Source organism: Paraburkholderia sp. CNPSo 3281 (assembly GCF_024206515.1).
GTDB classification, from domain to species: domain Bacteria; phylum Pseudomonadota; class Gammaproteobacteria; order Burkholderiales; family Burkholderiaceae; genus Paraburkholderia; species Paraburkholderia nodosa.
Map to the genome: position 1 here is coordinate 227,812 of NZ_JAMBPS010000005.1, position 15,547 is coordinate 243,358.

The window sequence follows — 15,547 nt, forward strand, 5'->3', positions numbered from 1 at the left end:
TTGCACGGCGAAACAATCAGGACAGGCAGCATGAGCACACCCATTCTTCAGTTTGGCACCAGCCGGTTTCTCCTGGCCCATGTCGCCTTTTTCGTATCGCAGGCTCTCGAGCGCGGCGACGCGATTGGCGGAATCGGCGTTGTGCAGACCACATGCAATCCGTCGAGCCGGGCGCGTATTGCCGCGCTCGCGAATGCGGGCAGTTATCCGGTCCGCATTCGGGGCAGGGAAGGCAGTATGGCGGTCGATCGCGTCGTCGATTGCCGCGCCGTCCAGAAGGCATGGGTCGCCGATCTCGACTGGGCGGACATTCGCCGCGTCATGATCGAGGAGGTGCGGGTCATTGTGTCGAACACGGGCGATGCCGGTTACCGGCTTGACGACCGGGATTCGGCGGACATGCTTGTCGGAGACGAACACGTTCCGCGCAGCTTTCCGGCGAAGCTGCTGGCTCTCCTGTATGCACGTTGGCAGGTGCGTCCCGATGATGGTGTGTCGATCTTTCCCTGCGAACTTGTCGAAAGCAATGGCAACACGCTTCGCGATACCGTGCTCGGCGTGGCACGGCAATGGGGAATGCCGGCGGCGTTTATCGGATATCTGCAGCATAGCTGCGTCTGGGTGAACTCACTGGTCGACCGGATCGTGTCCGAGCCGATCGACCCGGTCGGTGCGATCGCCGAGCCTTATGCGCTATGGGCCATCGAGCGACGTGCTGGCATGGTGTTGCCATGTGTGCACGAGCAGATGGTTGTGACGGACGACCTGCGCACCCATGAGCGTCTGAAGCTCTTCTTTCTCAATCTTGGCCACAGTTGGCTCGCCGATCAGTGGATTAACGAACGCCGCCGATCCGACGAAACGGTGCTGGTGGCGTTGGGCGATCCCCGGCTTCGGGACGGACTCGAGGGAATCTGGCACGAGGAGGTCCTGCCGGTGTTCGACGCATTGGGCCTGCGCGGCGCCGCAGAGCGCTACATCGAGAATGTGCGCGACCGGCTGCTCAATCCGTGGCTGGCTCATCGTCTTGCGGACATCGCAACCAATCACGAAGAAAAGGTCAGACGGCGAATACACCCGCTGATCGAACTCGCTGACTCGTTGTCGCTTGCCGCCACACAGCCGCGCTTGCGAAGCATGCTGGCCGCGCACAACCGCCGGGACACTGTAGAAGGGAGACACGCATCATGAACGCGGAGAAGGTTCTGGTGCTTCACCGTGAAGACAATGTTGCGGTTGCGCTTCGCGCGCTGGATGCAGGCACGCAGATCGATACGAATGGGCAGCAGGTTCAGGTCTTGACGTCCGTGCCAGCCGGTCACAAGGTGGCGATACGGAACATCGCCCGCGGCGCGTCCGTGACAAAGTATCAGCAGACGATTGGCGTTGCGCTATGCGACATCGCTGCGGGCGAACACGTTCACGTACACAACGTCGACATGCCTGAACGTCACGGGAGTGGGCAGTCGGGCCACGAAACGGCGCTTCGGGCTGCAGAGATCGACCGTTCCGACACGTTTCAGGGATTCGTGCGGCCGGACGGTCAGGTAGGAACGCGCAATTACATCGGCGTTATCGCGAGCGTGAACTGCTCGGCCAGTGTTTGTCATGCGATAGCGGATGCGTTCAGGGGGGCAGCCATGGAGGCCTTCAGAAACGTGGACGGTGTTGTCGCGATTACGCACCAGAGCGGATGCGGGATGTCGGCCTCAGGTGACGGAATCGCGATATTGCGTCGGACACTGGCCGGTTATGCGCGCAATCCCAATTTTGCGGCCGTGCTGTTTGTCGGACTGGGTTGCGAGGTCAATCAGGTCGAGGATCTCGCGGCATCGTTGCGAGCGCGCCACGACGGGTCGATCAGAACGCTCGTCATCCAGGACGCAGGCGGTGTCCGCGAAGCGGTGACGCGGGGAGCCGCGATCGTACACGAACTGCTCGAAGTGGCAGATCGGGCCGTGCGCACAACAGTACCTGTGGCGCGGCTCAAAATCGGGTTGCAGTGCGGCGGATCGGACGGGTACTCGGGAATCACCGCCAATCCCGCGCTCGGCGTGGCGGTCGACCTGATCGCACGCAATGGCGGCACCGCAATCCTGTCGGAGACGCCGGAGATTTACGGGGCAGAACATCTGCTGACGGCACGGGCAGCGTCGGATGACGTCGCCGCGCGTCTGCTCGCGAAGCTGCGATGGTGGGAACGCTATGCGGCGGAAAATGGTGGCGAAATGAACAACAATCCGTCGCCCGGCAACAAGGCAGGTGGCATTACAACGATCCTTGAAAAGTCACTGGGAGCAGTCTCGAAAGCAGGCGGCACCGTACTGAACGCGGTCTACGACTACGCAGAGCCGGTATCTGAAAGCGGGCTCGTATTCATGGACACGCCGGGCTACGACCCGGTGTCGGCTACGGGGCAGATAGCAGGAGGGGCCAACCTGATCTGCTTTACGACCGGACGCGGCTCAGTCTTCGGTTCCAGGCCGGCTCCCACCATCAAGATCGCAACCACGACGGACCTGTTCGAGCGAATGCGCCCGGACATGGACTTCAACAGCGGCGACATCGTCGACGGTCGTCTGAGCGTCGAGGAAGCAGGGATGCGGCTGTTCCAGCTCATTCTGGAGGTTGCATCCGGAAGGCGAACATGCAGCGAGGAAAACGGAATCGGTGATCGCGAGTTCGTTCCCTGGCTGCGGGGGGCGATCATGTAACGGGCCATGCCCGGGTATGGTATGCGGGCAGCGGAGATGGATTGCGAGGAACAGATCGAAAGCAGCGTATCCGGATTGTCGGCTCAGGAGGCATGGCAGGAATTCCGGTTGTCGTCGCTCGAACAATCACTTGTGCAGGAAGCGTTGTTGCTGCTTGTTGACGCGCGGACACGGGCGATGGAACTCACCGCAGAGATGTGCCAGAAACGACGCCTTGGGGTACCTGGCGTTCACGATTTTCACCTGCCCGCAGTGCTTCATCTCTTACGGCGATTCGGCGCTAGCGTTTAGCGATGCGACTGTGAGGGATAAGGTTTGCGATTCATTTGACGGCATGCATGGAACGCCATGCGGCAGCGAGGCACGCAAGGCGTGATCCCAGCTGGATGACTGCGGCATTTAAAACAGGAGTGATCGTGCGTTACTGCTTCGCCCTGGATCTGAAAGAAGATCCTGAGCTTATTACCCGTTATGAAGAACTTCACCGCCAGGTCTGGCCTGAAGTGATCCGGCACATACGAGACCATGGCGTTCTGGACATGGAGATTTACCGTCTGGGAACCCGATTGCTCATGGTGATGGAAACAGACGACGCAACATATGACGCTGACATGATGGCGACTGCTGCTCAAAATAACCCCGCGGTCCAGCGGTGGGAGACGTTGATGTGGCAGTTTCAGGCGCCCACACCGTGGACGCCGTCCGGACAGAAGTGGATGGCGATGAGCCGGATATTCGACCTGGCACATCATTAGAACCGCCGGCGAGTGCGGGCTCGGCGAAGGAGTGAATCAGGCTCATCGCGGACAGTGAATATGCCGTGGACAAACGGTGAGCCGCGTTAAAAGACGCGATTCAACATACAGCCAGGCAGCCGCCCGAGACTTTGTGCTTCACAATATGAGAAAGCTACGCTTTAGACAGCGCTTCAAAGAAGCTTCCACTCGAGTATGGGATATTGTCAGGGACGCGTCGCCGACATGCACGCCCATCTCGAGCATATCAAGTAGCGCTCGTAATCGACGCTGGCGAGCCAGTATTTCAGAGAACGCGGCATTCTCGCGAAAGATGCGCGCTTGCAGTGCTCGAACCGTCGTGTGAGTGTGTTCTGCGATAGTCGTCAACGCCCAGCGGTCACGCGGGTAGAGAAACATCTTGCGGGCAAGCGACAGGGAAATCGAGGCGGTCTTATTGCTACTCGCTTGGGCCAAGTCCGACCAATCCTCCGCCGTCATCGCACTGCCGCTATTGTGTTCGCAAAGAATGTGTGCCACCGCCGCTGCTGCGCCACTGACATCTGGCTGCAAATGATAATCGAAGCGACGACTTACCGGTATCTGAACGCAACGTTGTCGTAGACTCGGCGCCGGCTCAACACCTTCGACATTGTGGTGGCCTCGCGAACATTCGAGGATGACATCAAATGGGAAGCTCAGCCCATAAAGGTGTAGCGAACGGGTAACCGAAAAGTCGAATTTCATCGCAGTAGAGCCCCAAAACATCGACCACAACGTGGGTAAGATTCCCGCGCGAACTTCACGCGGGTGAAGATCATCGTTTCGACCGCTTAGACCCCGGCGACCGCCCCTTTGAAACTGCCTTCTACGTACATCTGCCCTTTACAGTTCCAGTTGCCGTCGATGCGTTCCCAAACGTAGAGAACCTTGTACGGATGACTTTCTTTCTGGCCATCCGTTGACACGAGTGTGACCTCAGCGAAGTCCCACCCCGCATCGCCGACCCGGCGGGCTGAGACGGACTTTGCCTCAAAGGTGTATGCGCCAACAAAGTCGGCATAGAGCGTCTCAATAGCCTTCGCACCAACGGCCGTCTCGTCTCCTTCGCCGATGGACCACGCATCGGGAGTGAAGAATTCGTACGCGACGGTAGCCGGGTTATTGTTAGCAAAGCCGTCGGTTAGCACCGAGTATTTGGCGGCAATCGCCTTCTGAAACTCCTGGTCCAGTTGCTCTTCAGTACGTCGGACTCGGGGCGCTCGTTGAAAATGGCGTTGCTGTAATCATGCGCGACGTTGAACACGCTCGAACGCGCGGTTTTTTCCAGCGTCATGGTCATTTCGCGCTGGGTCGTCTCCAGTACGCCCCGCACCACCGCCAGTGTGATCGGATCGACATCTCGTGCCATTGCTCTCTCCACTTTATAAGCTGTTGGTCGGGCGAAGGGCTGCCGCCCGAACCGTTGTTGCCAGCATCAAAAATAGAAAGGCAAAAAAAACCGGACAATGCACAGCGCTGCGCATGGCGAGCCACGCTGTGCTGCTCGCGCGCACCACACAGGCGAGGGCGCCCGGCGTGCACTATGCTGCGGCGGTGGCCGATCTGCTGGAAGAATGTGGCTATGTCTTCCCATCCCCCGAAATCTGAGAATCCGCCGCAACCCCTTACTTGACAAGGCTCCGCGTGGCCTTACCCGGGTGGGCGGCACGGGAATCAGAACGAATAGCCCTGATCGTGCCAGTAATGCCAGTCGGCCACCGCCTCCCGTGTGTTCCGGTCGGCTCCAACGGGAACAAGCTGGGCCAGAGGCGCGACAACTTCGCGTTCGCCGTGCCGTGCCATGACAAATATCGCGATGCGGCAAAGTTGGTCGTGAGCGAGGGCGATGACAGTGACGTTCTCGCCGCTCTTTAGCGGTGAGGCATCCATCGTCTTGCGCACCCGGGCCTTGAAAGGAAACGAGAGCTGATCTTCAAGGTAGCAATACCAGCCCATCGCGCATTCCTCTTCGGTATAGGTGTCGACCACGATTTCCATCGTGATCCGATGTTCGCGTCTGGCGTCGATTTTAGATCTGGCCATGATGGGGGCAGCGATGATGGGTTAGACATCGACAACGCGACGCAGCAATCCATACGACACACGCCAGTGCCCTTCGATGCCGCTGCACGCAATCGACGCCGTTTTCTGGTTGAGTCTGACGATGGTGCCGACGCGCTCGCGCAGGTGCTTGTCGGTAAAGCCAACGGTATCGCCGACGAAAAACTCTTCCGGGTTTGCGCGTGGCGGAGGCGCGGGTTCTGGTTGCGCTTCGGGGTACGAACCATCCGGTACGATGGCGGCATAACGAACGGCCCATCTCTGGCGCGAATTCAGGTCCTCGATGACGGCCTGGGTCGCGCGCAGTTCGACCACTCGACCCTGACGCGCTGCGCCGAAGGGGGCGTCCGCCACATAGCCGACGGTCATGCCCAGGCGCAGGCTCTGCCGCACCTGCAGGGTGCGCTGGGGATCGTCGAGCATTTTGCCGATGATCAGGTAGAGGCGATACAGTTCGCCGCTGGGCGCCTGCCGAAGGTTATCGAGAGAGGGCTGGATCATGGAGACGGGGATGTAGAAGGTGACTATGCTCGCTATGTTCCGGTCCGGGTACGCGAGGGACGTTGAGCGGCCGGTGCGCGCGCCGGTACGCCAGGAATGGGTTCGAACAGCGCCTCCAGATCATCGGCTGAGAACTTGACGGTACTGGCAGCATCGTCGGAGAGGATCGCATTGGCCAGTGCAGCCTTCTTTTCCTGGAGGGCGACGATTTTTTCCTCCACGCTGCCAGCGGTGATCAGCTTGTAGACAAACACGGGCTTGTCCTGCCCAAGCCGGTGCGCGCGATCGGTGGCCTGGTTTTCCACGGCCGGATTCCACCACGGATCGTAGTGGATGACGGTGTCGGCTGCGGTCAGGTTCAGACCCACGCCTCCAGCCTTCAGGCTGATTAGGAAGAGCGGTACCTCGCCCTGCTGGAAGCGGCGGACCGGGGCCGCCCGATCGACCGTCTCGCCGGTCAGGACAACGTAGGGAATCCCGGCTCTGTCGAACGCGGAAGCGATGAGATCGAGCATGCTGGTGAACTGCGAGAAGAGCAGGATGCGGCGACCTTCCTCGATGAGTTCAGGCACCATCTCGAGCAGCAGCGCAAGCTTGGCGGATTCCCGCACGCGAGCCGCCTGCGTGGTCTTGAGCAATCCTGGATCGCAGCAGACCTGCCGGAGCTTGAGCAGCGCGTCGAGCACGATCAGATGGCTGCGCGCCAGACCATTGACGGCGATCGCATCGCGCACCTTCTTCTGCATTGTGGCCCGCACGGTCTCGTACAGGTCGCGCTGTGCACCTTCAAGCTCGACCGTGCGTACGATGGTGGTCTTCGGCGGCAGTTCAGTGGCCACTTCGTCCTTGCGCCGGCGCAGCATGAAGGGGCGCAGGCGGCGCGCGAGCAGTTCACGTCGCACCGCATCGCCGCCTTTTTCGATCGGGGTGCGCCAGCGCCGCGTGAAATCGTCGCGCGAGCCCAGAAACCCGGGGAGCAGGAAGTCGAACTGCGCCCACAGTTCGCCCAGGTGATTCTCCAGCGGCGTGCCGGTCAGGCACAGGCGGTGTCTTGCCCGCAGGGCGCGAATGGTCGCGGCGGCCCTGGTGGCCGCGTTCTTGACGTACTGGGCCTCGTCCAAAATCAGCAGGTGGTATTCGTGCTGCACAAGGACGTCCTCGTCACGCCAGGCGAGTGCATAGGTCGTGAGCACGAGGTCATGCTCCGCGATCTCCTCGAAACGCGCGTGGCGTTGCGCGCCATGCAGGTTCAGCACGCGCAGCGCGGGCGCGAAGCGTTGCGCCTCGTCACACCAGTTGTGTACGAGCGTGGTGGGCACGACAATCAGCGCGGGCTGTCCGAGCCGGCCGGCCTCCTTTTCGGCGAGAAGGTGCGCGAGCGTCTGCACCGTCTTGCCCAGGCCCATGTCGTCGGCCAGCACGCCGGAGAGGTTGCGTTCGCGCAGGAACTGCATCCAGGCGAGCCCCTGACGCTGATAACCTCGCAGGTCGGCCTTCAGTCCCTGCGGCACGGACACCTCGGTGACGCCGGGTCCGGCCACCAGGCTCTGCGCGAGCTGACGGACCGACTCGTTGCCATGAAACTGCCAGCGGCCGGTATCGTCGAGCGCCGTCAGGCGTGCGGCATCCCACTCTGGAATCTGCATGCCGCTGCCAACGTGCTCGAGCAGATCGACCAGGACACGTACGACCGGTTTCAGGCGCCCGGCCGGCAGGCGCAACCGCTCGTTGCGTGGCGACCTCAGCTCCACCGCCTCATCGTCGGCAATGCTCTCAAGCTGCCCGGAGAGCCAGCGCCCGTCCCGCGCAAAAAGGCTGGCCAGCAGAGGCTCAAGGCGTACCATCTCGCCGTTGACCGTAATGCCCATCTCGACGTCGAACCAGCCTTCGTCGGTCTGCCGCAGGCTGCCCTCGATCGCGTCGATCTCGATTACGTTGTGGCGGAATTCCGGCGTCATCTCGACCTGCCAGCCCTTCTCGCGAAGCGCGGGTAGTGCATACGTCATGAAGCCGGACCAGCCGGTCTCCTGGGCGGGTTCGAGCATGCCCTGCGGAAACGGTCTCGGGCCATGGGCCTGGCTGGGTGGAATGGCACGCAGGCCGACGCGCTGCAACTCTGTCAGCCGGCGCTTCTCACCAACTGCATCGCGCTGGATCTGCATGACCTCACCGTTCGCACCGAGACGGATGAGCGCCGTCTCGCCCCTGGCTGGAATGCGTTCGCCGTCGTAGTCAAAGCTCACGGTCGCGAAATCGAGCGCATCCTGTGCCTTTGTCGACGCCCAGTTCATGTTCCAGGTTGGCAACGTATCGAGCACGAGCACCGGGACCGGCGCGCAGCCGATCATGCGCACGCGCGACCGGTCATGCGCGGGCGGCAGCGGCAGGCCGGGGGCCACTTCGCGCAGCACGTTACCCACAAGAGGCGCCTCGTCGAGGGTGATGGCGGGCATCGAGAGCACGTCCGCGATATTCCGGGCGGGCCCGGCCAGCTCGACGGGACCGGCAACGCCCGCCTGCGCATCCAGATACCAGCAGGGCTGCGTGGTCGTGATGAGCGCGGGGGCGGCTGGCTCGGTTTGCAGCACGGGACGCACCCGCATGTCGGGCAGTTTCTGCCAGGCAAGGTGCCCCGGGCGGGCCGGACCGCCCTGCAGCGCGCAGGGCTCTGCGTAATCCATGGTGCTGGCCGCGGGAAAAGCAAAGACGCGGCCGGTGGCAACGAGTTTTTCGAGCAGGGCTGCGCCCGTGGTGCCCTGCAGGGAGAACTGGCCGCCAAAGGAGTCACGCGAGCGCCCAAGCCACAGGCCGCGCAGGATCGGCAGATCGTCTTCACTCACAAATTTCGGTGGCTTGACGAGCGCTTTCTCGATGTTGTACCACGCGTCATCGAGCGAGCGGATCGTGCCGTCGGTGCTCACGCGTGACTTGTAGATCACGATCTGCGGATAGCCCTCGTACGCGCCGGTGATCACGTAGGCAAGCGCATGCGAGGCCCGGGGGCTCGCCCGCTTGCCAGCGGCAGATGTGTCCAGATTCCGGGCCCGGAAACCTTCGAGCCAGCCCACCAGTTCGGGGCGCACTCCGGTGATGGCCTGCCGGGGAACATGGGTCAGGCCCGCGAACAGGAGCGCGGCGACGTGCTTGCAGTGGCCGCCGACCGGGCAGGAGCATTCACTCTCGATCCACAGGTCGTCCTCGGGGGCGTTGAACCAGACCCGTACGTTGTAGGGCCGCGAGCGGGTGCCCTGTACCTTGCCGACAAGGATATCGTCACCCTGCCACCGTAAATCCGAGACAGCCTGCACATAGTCGCGCGCCTTCGCGACCGTGTAGGCGTCCAGCCATGCGGTGATCTGTTTCCGGTCGTACTGGATGGCCATCGGCGGGAGATCCTGATCAGTCGTACTTCGAGGCGCTTGCAGGCCTGCCTGGGTGCAGGCTGAAGCGCTGCGTATTTTACGCGGGCACGTCATCCGGTTGGGCGGCGGAATTTGTTGGGGTGTGCGCATCAGTGGTCTGCGCGTGCCGGCGGTCGTCCTCCGCGTGCAGGTAAAGCCCCGTTGTCTCGATCGAGGCGTGCCGCAGGTTTCTCTGGATAAAGCGGATGTCGGTGCCGGCGTCGGCCTGGTGCGAGGCTGCCGAGTGGCGCAGCCAGTGCGTGGAGGCGCGCCGCAGGGTTGCCGCGCCGACCGGGTCGGTCGCAGCGAGCGCGTCGGCCGCGCGCAGGAATACTTCCTTTGCGATCAGGTAGATTGCGGTCGGCGTCAGATGCCGCCCGGGATCACCGGCGATGCTCATCACCGCCGGGGAGATCTCATCGGGCGCGGGCGCCGGCGGCAGGCCGCAGAACGTGCGGTAGCGGGCGAACTCGGTCATCAACGTGTCGCTCACGGGCACCTCTCCCTCGGTGCCGCCCTTGCCGACCACATGCAACCACCAGCGCCCGCGCCGCTGGAAGAAGTCGGCCGCCTTCGCGTGAGCGGCCTCGCTGGCGCGCAGGGCCGTGTGATACAGCAGCCGCACCAGCCAGCGGCTGCGCTCGTAGTGCTGGCATTCGCGCGGCGTGTCGCGGGGCCAGCGCTCCACCGAGTCGAGCACGCTCTGCCAGAGCGCGTGATCGAGGTAGCGCTCGATGCGGCGCGTGCGAGCAGTGGACGTTGGGCGTGAGCGGCGCAGCGCCAGCGGGTTGCCGGCGAGATAGCCGGCGGCGACCAGGTAATTGAGCAGGCCGCAGAGGATGCCGAGGGCCTGCCGCTGGCTGCGCTCCGAGAGCGGTCCGTCAAACAGGCGCGGGTGCCCCCGCGGCGTGGCAGCGCCGGATCGGCCCAGTCTGCAGCGGGATCGGCCAGAAACCGTTCATAGAGCAGGAAATCCTCACGCGTGAGGCTCGAGAGCGGCTTGCCAAGGGTCCGGGTGGCCCACACGAGGAGGCGCACGGCTTCCTTGCGATAGCTGCGCAGCGTGTGCGGCGAGCCCGCGTATTCCGCGAGCCACAGGCGCACGGCCTCAACGTCCGTGTCGGCGGCGATCTCCACCGTTTCCGTCAGGTCAACGACCGCCTGATCGAGGCCTTCATCCGTCTCGTCAACGACCACGAGCAGACTGCCAGGCAGGCGGCCAGCGAGGCAGCGCAAAACGCGCTCACCGAAGCAGGCACGCACCTGAAGGCCGCAGGCGAAGTCCTCCATCTGTCTGTCGACGGGACGATCCCGTACTACACGCCCTTCGCCAGTGTGCGCACGAGCGCTTTCGCGATGCTCGCTCCCGAACTCATCGAGACCGTTTCGCAGTACATGCGCAACATCACCTTCGACAGGGCAGGCTTCGAGTGGTCGCACTATGCGGCGCTCTCACATGCGATCAAACGCAATCTGCGGCATCTGTTTGCCGGGCTGACCGGAGCCGGCCGCGTCGAAGACACACCACTGCTCGACGCGGTCGCCTTCCTGCAGGCGTGCCTGCGAAGGGGCACGCCGCTTCGGCAGCGCAACCCCTCGTCCTTTCCGACGGCGTTCATACCGAAAGCGCTGAAATCTCATCTCTATCGCCCCGGGCCCGGCAAGGCGAAGCAACTCGACATCGACCGCTACGAATTTCTCGTCTACCGCCTGGTACGCAACGCCCTTGAAGCAGGCGGCGTCTTCTGCCACGATAGCAACGAATTTCGTCGCCTCGAAGACGACCTGATAAGCGATGCGCGCTGGCAGCACAAGGACGCCATTCTCGGGGAGCTCAACCTGCCGGTCCTGTTCGCGCCCGTCGAGCAGACGCTTGCCGGGCTGCACGATGAAATCGAATGTCTCCTCGAGCGCGTGAACCACCACGTCGACGAAGGCGACGATCCCTGTATCAAGGTGCGGCACCGGGGCGGCAAGCCGCGCCTGAACCTGGTCTATCCGGAACCCGACGAAAACATCAATCACGCCTTCTACGGCCAGATTCCCAGCATCGACATCGCGCGGCTGCTCTGGTTTGTCGCCAGCCGCACTGGCTTTCTCAAGGCATTCACGCATGTGCTTGACCGGTATGTCAGGCATGAGGCCGATCGACGCGAGCTCCTCGCCTGCATCATCGCAATGGGCACCAACATGGGTCTGCGCAAGACGGCCGAAATCTCGGGGCTGAGCTACGCTTCGCTTGTGAGTTGCTCACACAACTATCTTCGCGTTGAAACGGTGCACTCGGCCAATGACGCGATCAGCAATGCGACTGCGGGGCTGCCTGCCTTTCACCTCTCCAACATCGGCGACCAGATTCATTCAAGCAGTGATGGCCAGCGCAATCGTCGTGCTCGAAACAAACCGTTCGATCCGAACGGTGGGTTCTCTCTTGCGATTCAGTCTGTAGCATCGATTCGTACAGGCACCGCGCTCATTACTGGCATGGCGTTGATCGGATCAAGGCCAACCGTCGTGCTGAGCAACTGGTTTGGATTGGCGCCGGCGTAGGTTTCGGGCTCCTCGTCGGGCATCGGTCCCCAGCCGTGCGGAATGGACACGACGCCTCGACGCAGTGCGGGGTCGGCTTTGACGATAGCGCGAATGCGGCCGTGCGGCGAAACAATGGCCACGCACTGTCCTTCGGTCAGTCCGTGAGCAGCCAGCTCATCGGGATGCACAAAGGCCGGATTGAACGGCATGCGTCGGCGGATGGCGGGCAGGTGGTGGTACATGGTGTTCTGCACGTCGCGCACGCGCCGCACCGCCAGGCGATGCGTGAACCCCGGTGGCGCCCCCGCTTCGTTCAGTATGCCCCCCAGTTCGCGCTCGACGTCGTCCGGCATCACGTCAAAGCGCGCGGTATTAGCTGGCTCGCCGGGCTGCACGACCATCGGTTCGACCTCGTAGATTTTCCCATGTGGGTTTAGCTTCAGTTCGTCAAATGAAATCGAGCCGTGGCGAACCAGGGTCGCAAGCAGTTCGTCGGTGGTCGGAGCTGCGCGCATATCGAGCGGAACGCCGTCGAAAATGACGGTCTTGCCCAGGCGCCGCGCCAGATCCCAGAACACGAACCAGTCGTCCACGACTTCGGATCCCTCTGGCGGCATCGCCACGGCGGCCGAGTATTGTGCGTAAGGCTGCAACATGATGTAGGACTCGTAGTCGCGCGAATGCAGGTCGGCGCGCTCGAACATCAGCTTCGGTGGAATCACATAATGCGCGAGCCGCGCAGTGTTAGTCATGAATGGCTCGATGCATACCAGTAGTTGCAATTGACGCAGCGCATCGGCGATGCGACGCTGGTCAGGCACGGCATCGACTGGATTGCCGCCGTCGACCAACAACGCACGGATCTGGCCGGCGCCAGGCGTAGTGATTTCCTGGGCCAGCGTGCCGCTCATCTTCTCGCCGAAAAGGATGCCATGACCGCCGACACGGCTCTTCCAGCCGGATTCCCAGGAACGGCGTGGCGGAATCACTTCGGCGCGGCGCTGGTAGCGCGGGGCGACCACACCGGGATTGGGTACAGGGTCGCCGGGGCGAGCGAAGCGGCCACACACGACGTTGAGGCATTCGACCAGATGTTCGGCCAGATTGGAGTGCGGCGCCATATTGGGCCCGGTTCCCGACGCGGCCGAGCCACGCTTGCGGCGCAGGCCGCCGGCCGCCCGGACGGGTTCCGCGAAGGCTGCAGCGGCGGCTTCTAGCCCTTCGACGCTTACGCCGGCGCGCTGGGCGACGTATTCGGGCGTAAACAGCTCGACCGCGCGCGCCAGTCGTCGCAGATCCTTGACGTAGCGCGCGCAGAATTCAGCATCGTGCCAGCCCCGACACAGAATGATGCGCAGCAGGCCAGCGAGGACGGTCGGGTCCTCGCCCGGCAACACCTGCAGGAAGACATCGGCATGGCGGGCGGTCTCTGTCTCTCGTGGATCGATCACCACCAGCTTCAGGCCGCGCTCCTTCGCTTCGTGGAGCTGCTTGACCGGATTCTGCAATGCAAAGTTGAATGTGGATAGCGACACCAGCGGATTGGTGCCGACGAACAATAGCGCGTCGGCGAGCGCGTACGGGTCTTTGCCGGCAGCCCAGCCGCCCAGTCGCTCAAATGCCACCCATTTGGCCGACTGGTCGATGGTCATTGTAGAGAAAAACGAATTCGAACCGAGCGCCGCCAGGAAGGCGGGCAACATATGATTGGCGGCGAGGTTAGAGTAGTTCATGGTGCCGCGAAAGGCTGCGACCGCATCGGCGCCGTGGCGCTCGATCAGTGCCTCAAGTTGCGCCGCGATCTCGGCCAGCATCGCGTCAAGCGGCATCTGCACGAAGCTGCCGTCGCGCTGCCGTTTCAGCGGGTGCAGGAGCCGCTCCGCGCTGTTATGCGCCTCATGCAGATACGCGCCCTTGATGCAGGCGTAGCCGCGCGTGAGCGGATTGTCGCGGTCGCCGCGCGCAGCAACGACGCGTCCGACGTCGTCGAGGGTCAAGCGCAGTGAACAGTTGCCGGCGCAGATGCGGCAGGCGGTGACAGCTTCCCGTGGCACGGCGAGCTCCTCCTGTACTGTGGCCCCACACCTTGTCACCACACAGCTTTTGGCGCAAAGGCTATAGCCGAGCCGGATACCTGTGAGATGACAGAGCACCTGCAAATGACTATGCGTTACATCGCCGCCAGACTGTCACCGCGCATTCGCGATGATAAACGACGTTCATATTTGTGGCAAATAGCTTGACGACTTGTTGCGAGCGCCGTTGCCCGCAAGTCCGGCACGCCGCGCCCCGGCGGGGACATCGGGCCTCGCGACGGCCCGTCCCACGACCCGACGGGTCTCTATTCGCGCTCATAACGCGCTCGCTCCCCCAGCCATGCAAATTTGATCGAATGCGCGTCGGTCAAATGACCGTTTGCGGCGCCTAACGCGACACCTGTCGATAAAGTGCGAGCGGCGCTTCATGGCCGACGGCTGCCCGACGGGGCCGCCGACGCTGCTCCAGGCGCAGTGCCAGCTAAATACGCCATGGATCCTTGCTGCCGTCGCCATGTGCATCGTGGAGGCTGCGCCATCATGCTGCAGCCGACGCCGCTATCCTCAACGAGCGGTGGCGCAAATACACGTTGTTCATGATTAGCGAGACGGCAGTCAATGTTGCCCCCCCGATCTGGATCGACATCGGTACTACTCCAGTCAGCGCGGACACGACGAATGCGGTGATCGGCACCACATCCATGAACAGCACGCCGTTCATCGGACCGAGGATCCGGTTTCCGGAGACCCGACAGGCGTCGCGTGATAGCCATGCTCCCAAAAGATGCGCGCAGCGGCGTCGATCGCCTGATCGACACTATGGCGGATGACAAGGCAATTTAGCGCTACCGCCTTCACCGCCTATCTGGCTGCCGCGGGAGGCGAGCCGACGCAGAAGGCGCTCCGCCAACAACCCCTAGCGATTCATGCGAGCGCTACGGCAGGTCGCAACCCCGGATGTCCTTATGTGCTGCGTCCGGGGCGGCGAGCTGTCGGTCATGTCTGAACGAACTCGCGAGCGAGTTTGACGACTGCGCAGACGACGTCCAATGAGAAACGCGAGAATATTAATTCCGCTTCTTACGTTCTGAGCGATTCTTGGTTCCGTATCGCGGTTGTGTTTCCTATGCTGGCAGGCTCGACGCGTCTGCTGCATCCTACACACGCCCCCGCTGCCGCGAGGACCCCGCCGGACTCGCCTGCGCCGTGTGCTGCCTGATCGCCCGGAAGGTGCCGTTAGCTGGCCGCGGGGAACCCGCCGAACGCAGTTGCTTTTGGAGGTAGATTTCGCCATGCCCGAGGAATATCGCTTCGATGTCTTTGGCCGGACTATTGCCGTCGCACGCAAAGCCGAGGTATGGACGGTCTTTGATATTGGCGAGGAAGGCAAACGCCGCCGAGCCGACATCCAGATCCCAGCCTTCATCGCTGCGGATGAACTGTTGCAATACCTCGACGACATCTTTCACGAAAGCGCGACCCCAGCGCGACCGAGTGTAAGGGTGCTAGCTGACGGGAGACCGGAT

General features: G+C 62.6%; 13 protein-coding genes and 2 pseudogenes. 5 read left to right on the plus strand and 10 right to left on the minus strand.

Annotated features, from left to right (window positions below; translation table 11 throughout):
- Positions 1–30 precede the first annotated feature (30 nt).
- The 3 genes from M3I56_RS08610 (at position 31) to M3I56_RS08620 (ending at position 3,469) form a co-directional block, all read left to right on the plus strand.
- Entirely contained in the window at positions 31–1,191 is a 1,161-nt protein-coding gene (locus tag M3I56_RS08610; protein ID WP_254353429.1) for a mannitol dehydrogenase family protein, read from the plus strand.
- A complete protein-coding gene (locus M3I56_RS08615) occupies positions 1,188–2,714 on the plus strand; it encodes a UxaA family hydrolase (protein ID WP_254353430.1) in 1,527 nt (508 codons plus the stop codon). Before M3I56_RS08610 ends, M3I56_RS08615 begins: the two co-directional genes overlap by 4 nt.
- 416 nt (positions 2,715–3,130) lie before the next feature.
- Positions 3,131–3,469: an L-rhamnose mutarotase gene (locus tag M3I56_RS08620; RefSeq protein WP_254353482.1), complete on the plus strand. Its 339-nt coding sequence runs from the start codon at positions 3,131–3,133 to the stop codon at positions 3,467–3,469.
- A gap of 138 nt (positions 3,470–3,607) precedes the next feature.
- Here the strand turns inward: M3I56_RS08620 and M3I56_RS08625 are convergent, their stop codons facing one another.
- From M3I56_RS08625 to M3I56_RS08635, 3 genes are all read right to left on the minus strand, one after another.
- On the minus strand, positions 3,608–4,195 hold the full coding sequence (locus M3I56_RS08625; RefSeq protein WP_254353431.1) for a hypothetical protein: 588 nt from the start codon (positions 4,193–4,195) through the stop codon (positions 3,608–3,610).
- A gap of 86 nt (positions 4,196–4,281) precedes the next feature.
- Positions 4,282–4,638, minus strand: coding sequence for a nuclear transport factor 2 family protein (locus tag M3I56_RS08630; RefSeq protein WP_254353432.1), 357 nt, complete (start codon positions 4,636–4,638; stop codon positions 4,282–4,284).
- Positions 4,632–4,859 (minus strand): hydantoinase B/oxoprolinase family protein, encoded by a 228-nt coding sequence (locus tag M3I56_RS08635; protein ID WP_254353433.1) that lies wholly within the window; start codon positions 4,857–4,859, stop codon positions 4,632–4,634. Before M3I56_RS08635 ends, M3I56_RS08630 begins: the two co-directional genes overlap by 7 nt.
- On the opposite strand from M3I56_RS08635, the gene M3I56_RS08640 reads away from it, so the two are divergent.
- Positions 4,853–5,098, plus strand: a complete 246-nt coding sequence (locus M3I56_RS08640; RefSeq protein WP_254353434.1) for a hypothetical protein — start codon at positions 4,853–4,855, stop codon at positions 5,096–5,098. The two genes, M3I56_RS08635 and M3I56_RS08640, sit on opposite strands and share 7 nt — an antisense overlap.
- Before the next feature lie 66 nt (positions 5,099–5,164).
- On the opposite strand, the gene M3I56_RS08645 is transcribed toward M3I56_RS08640, so the two are convergent.
- From M3I56_RS08645 to M3I56_RS08660, 4 genes and pseudogenes are all read right to left on the minus strand, one after another.
- Complete coding sequence (locus tag M3I56_RS08645; RefSeq protein ID WP_309249137.1) at positions 5,165–5,488, minus strand: calcium-binding protein; 324 nt, start codon at positions 5,486–5,488, stop codon at positions 5,165–5,167.
- A 66-nt stretch (positions 5,489–5,554) separates the two neighbouring features.
- Entirely contained in the window at positions 5,555–5,974 is a 420-nt protein-coding gene (locus tag M3I56_RS08650) for a hypothetical protein (protein ID WP_254353435.1), read from the minus strand.
- Positions 5,975–6,084: 110 nt separating this feature from the next.
- The gene (locus M3I56_RS08655; RefSeq protein WP_254353436.1) at positions 6,085–9,435 is read right to left on the minus strand and encodes a DEAD/DEAH box helicase; all 3,351 of its coding nucleotides are present in this window, start codon (positions 9,433–9,435) and stop codon (positions 6,085–6,087) included.
- Between the two features lie 76 nt (positions 9,436–9,511).
- Positions 9,512–10,602: pseudogene (locus tag M3I56_RS08660) on the minus strand (tyrosine-type recombinase/integrase).
- Here M3I56_RS08660 and M3I56_RS08665 point away from each other — a divergent pair.
- Positions 10,588–11,835: pseudogene (locus M3I56_RS08665) on the plus strand (Tn3 family transposase); the annotation flags it as partial. The pseudogenes M3I56_RS08660 and M3I56_RS08665 sit on opposite strands and share 15 nt — an antisense overlap.
- 56 nt (positions 11,836–11,891) lie before the next feature.
- On the opposite strand, the gene M3I56_RS08670 reads toward M3I56_RS08665, so the two are convergent.
- From M3I56_RS08670 to M3I56_RS41590, 3 genes are all read right to left on the minus strand, one after another.
- Positions 11,892–14,039: a molybdopterin-dependent oxidoreductase gene (locus M3I56_RS08670; RefSeq protein WP_254353438.1), complete on the minus strand. Its 2,148-nt coding sequence runs from the start codon at positions 14,037–14,039 to the stop codon at positions 11,892–11,894.
- 520 nt (positions 14,040–14,559) lie between these two features.
- A complete protein-coding gene (locus tag M3I56_RS08675) occupies positions 14,560–14,742 on the minus strand; it encodes a hypothetical protein (protein WP_254353439.1) in 183 nt (60 codons plus the stop codon).
- Positions 14,743–15,178: 436 nt separating this feature from the next.
- Positions 15,179–15,490 carry a hypothetical protein gene (locus M3I56_RS41590; RefSeq protein WP_375541692.1) on the minus strand — a complete coding sequence of 104 codons (312 nt, stop codon included), beginning with the start codon at positions 15,488–15,490 and terminating at the stop codon, positions 15,179–15,181.
- Positions 15,491–15,547 lie beyond the last annotated feature (57 nt).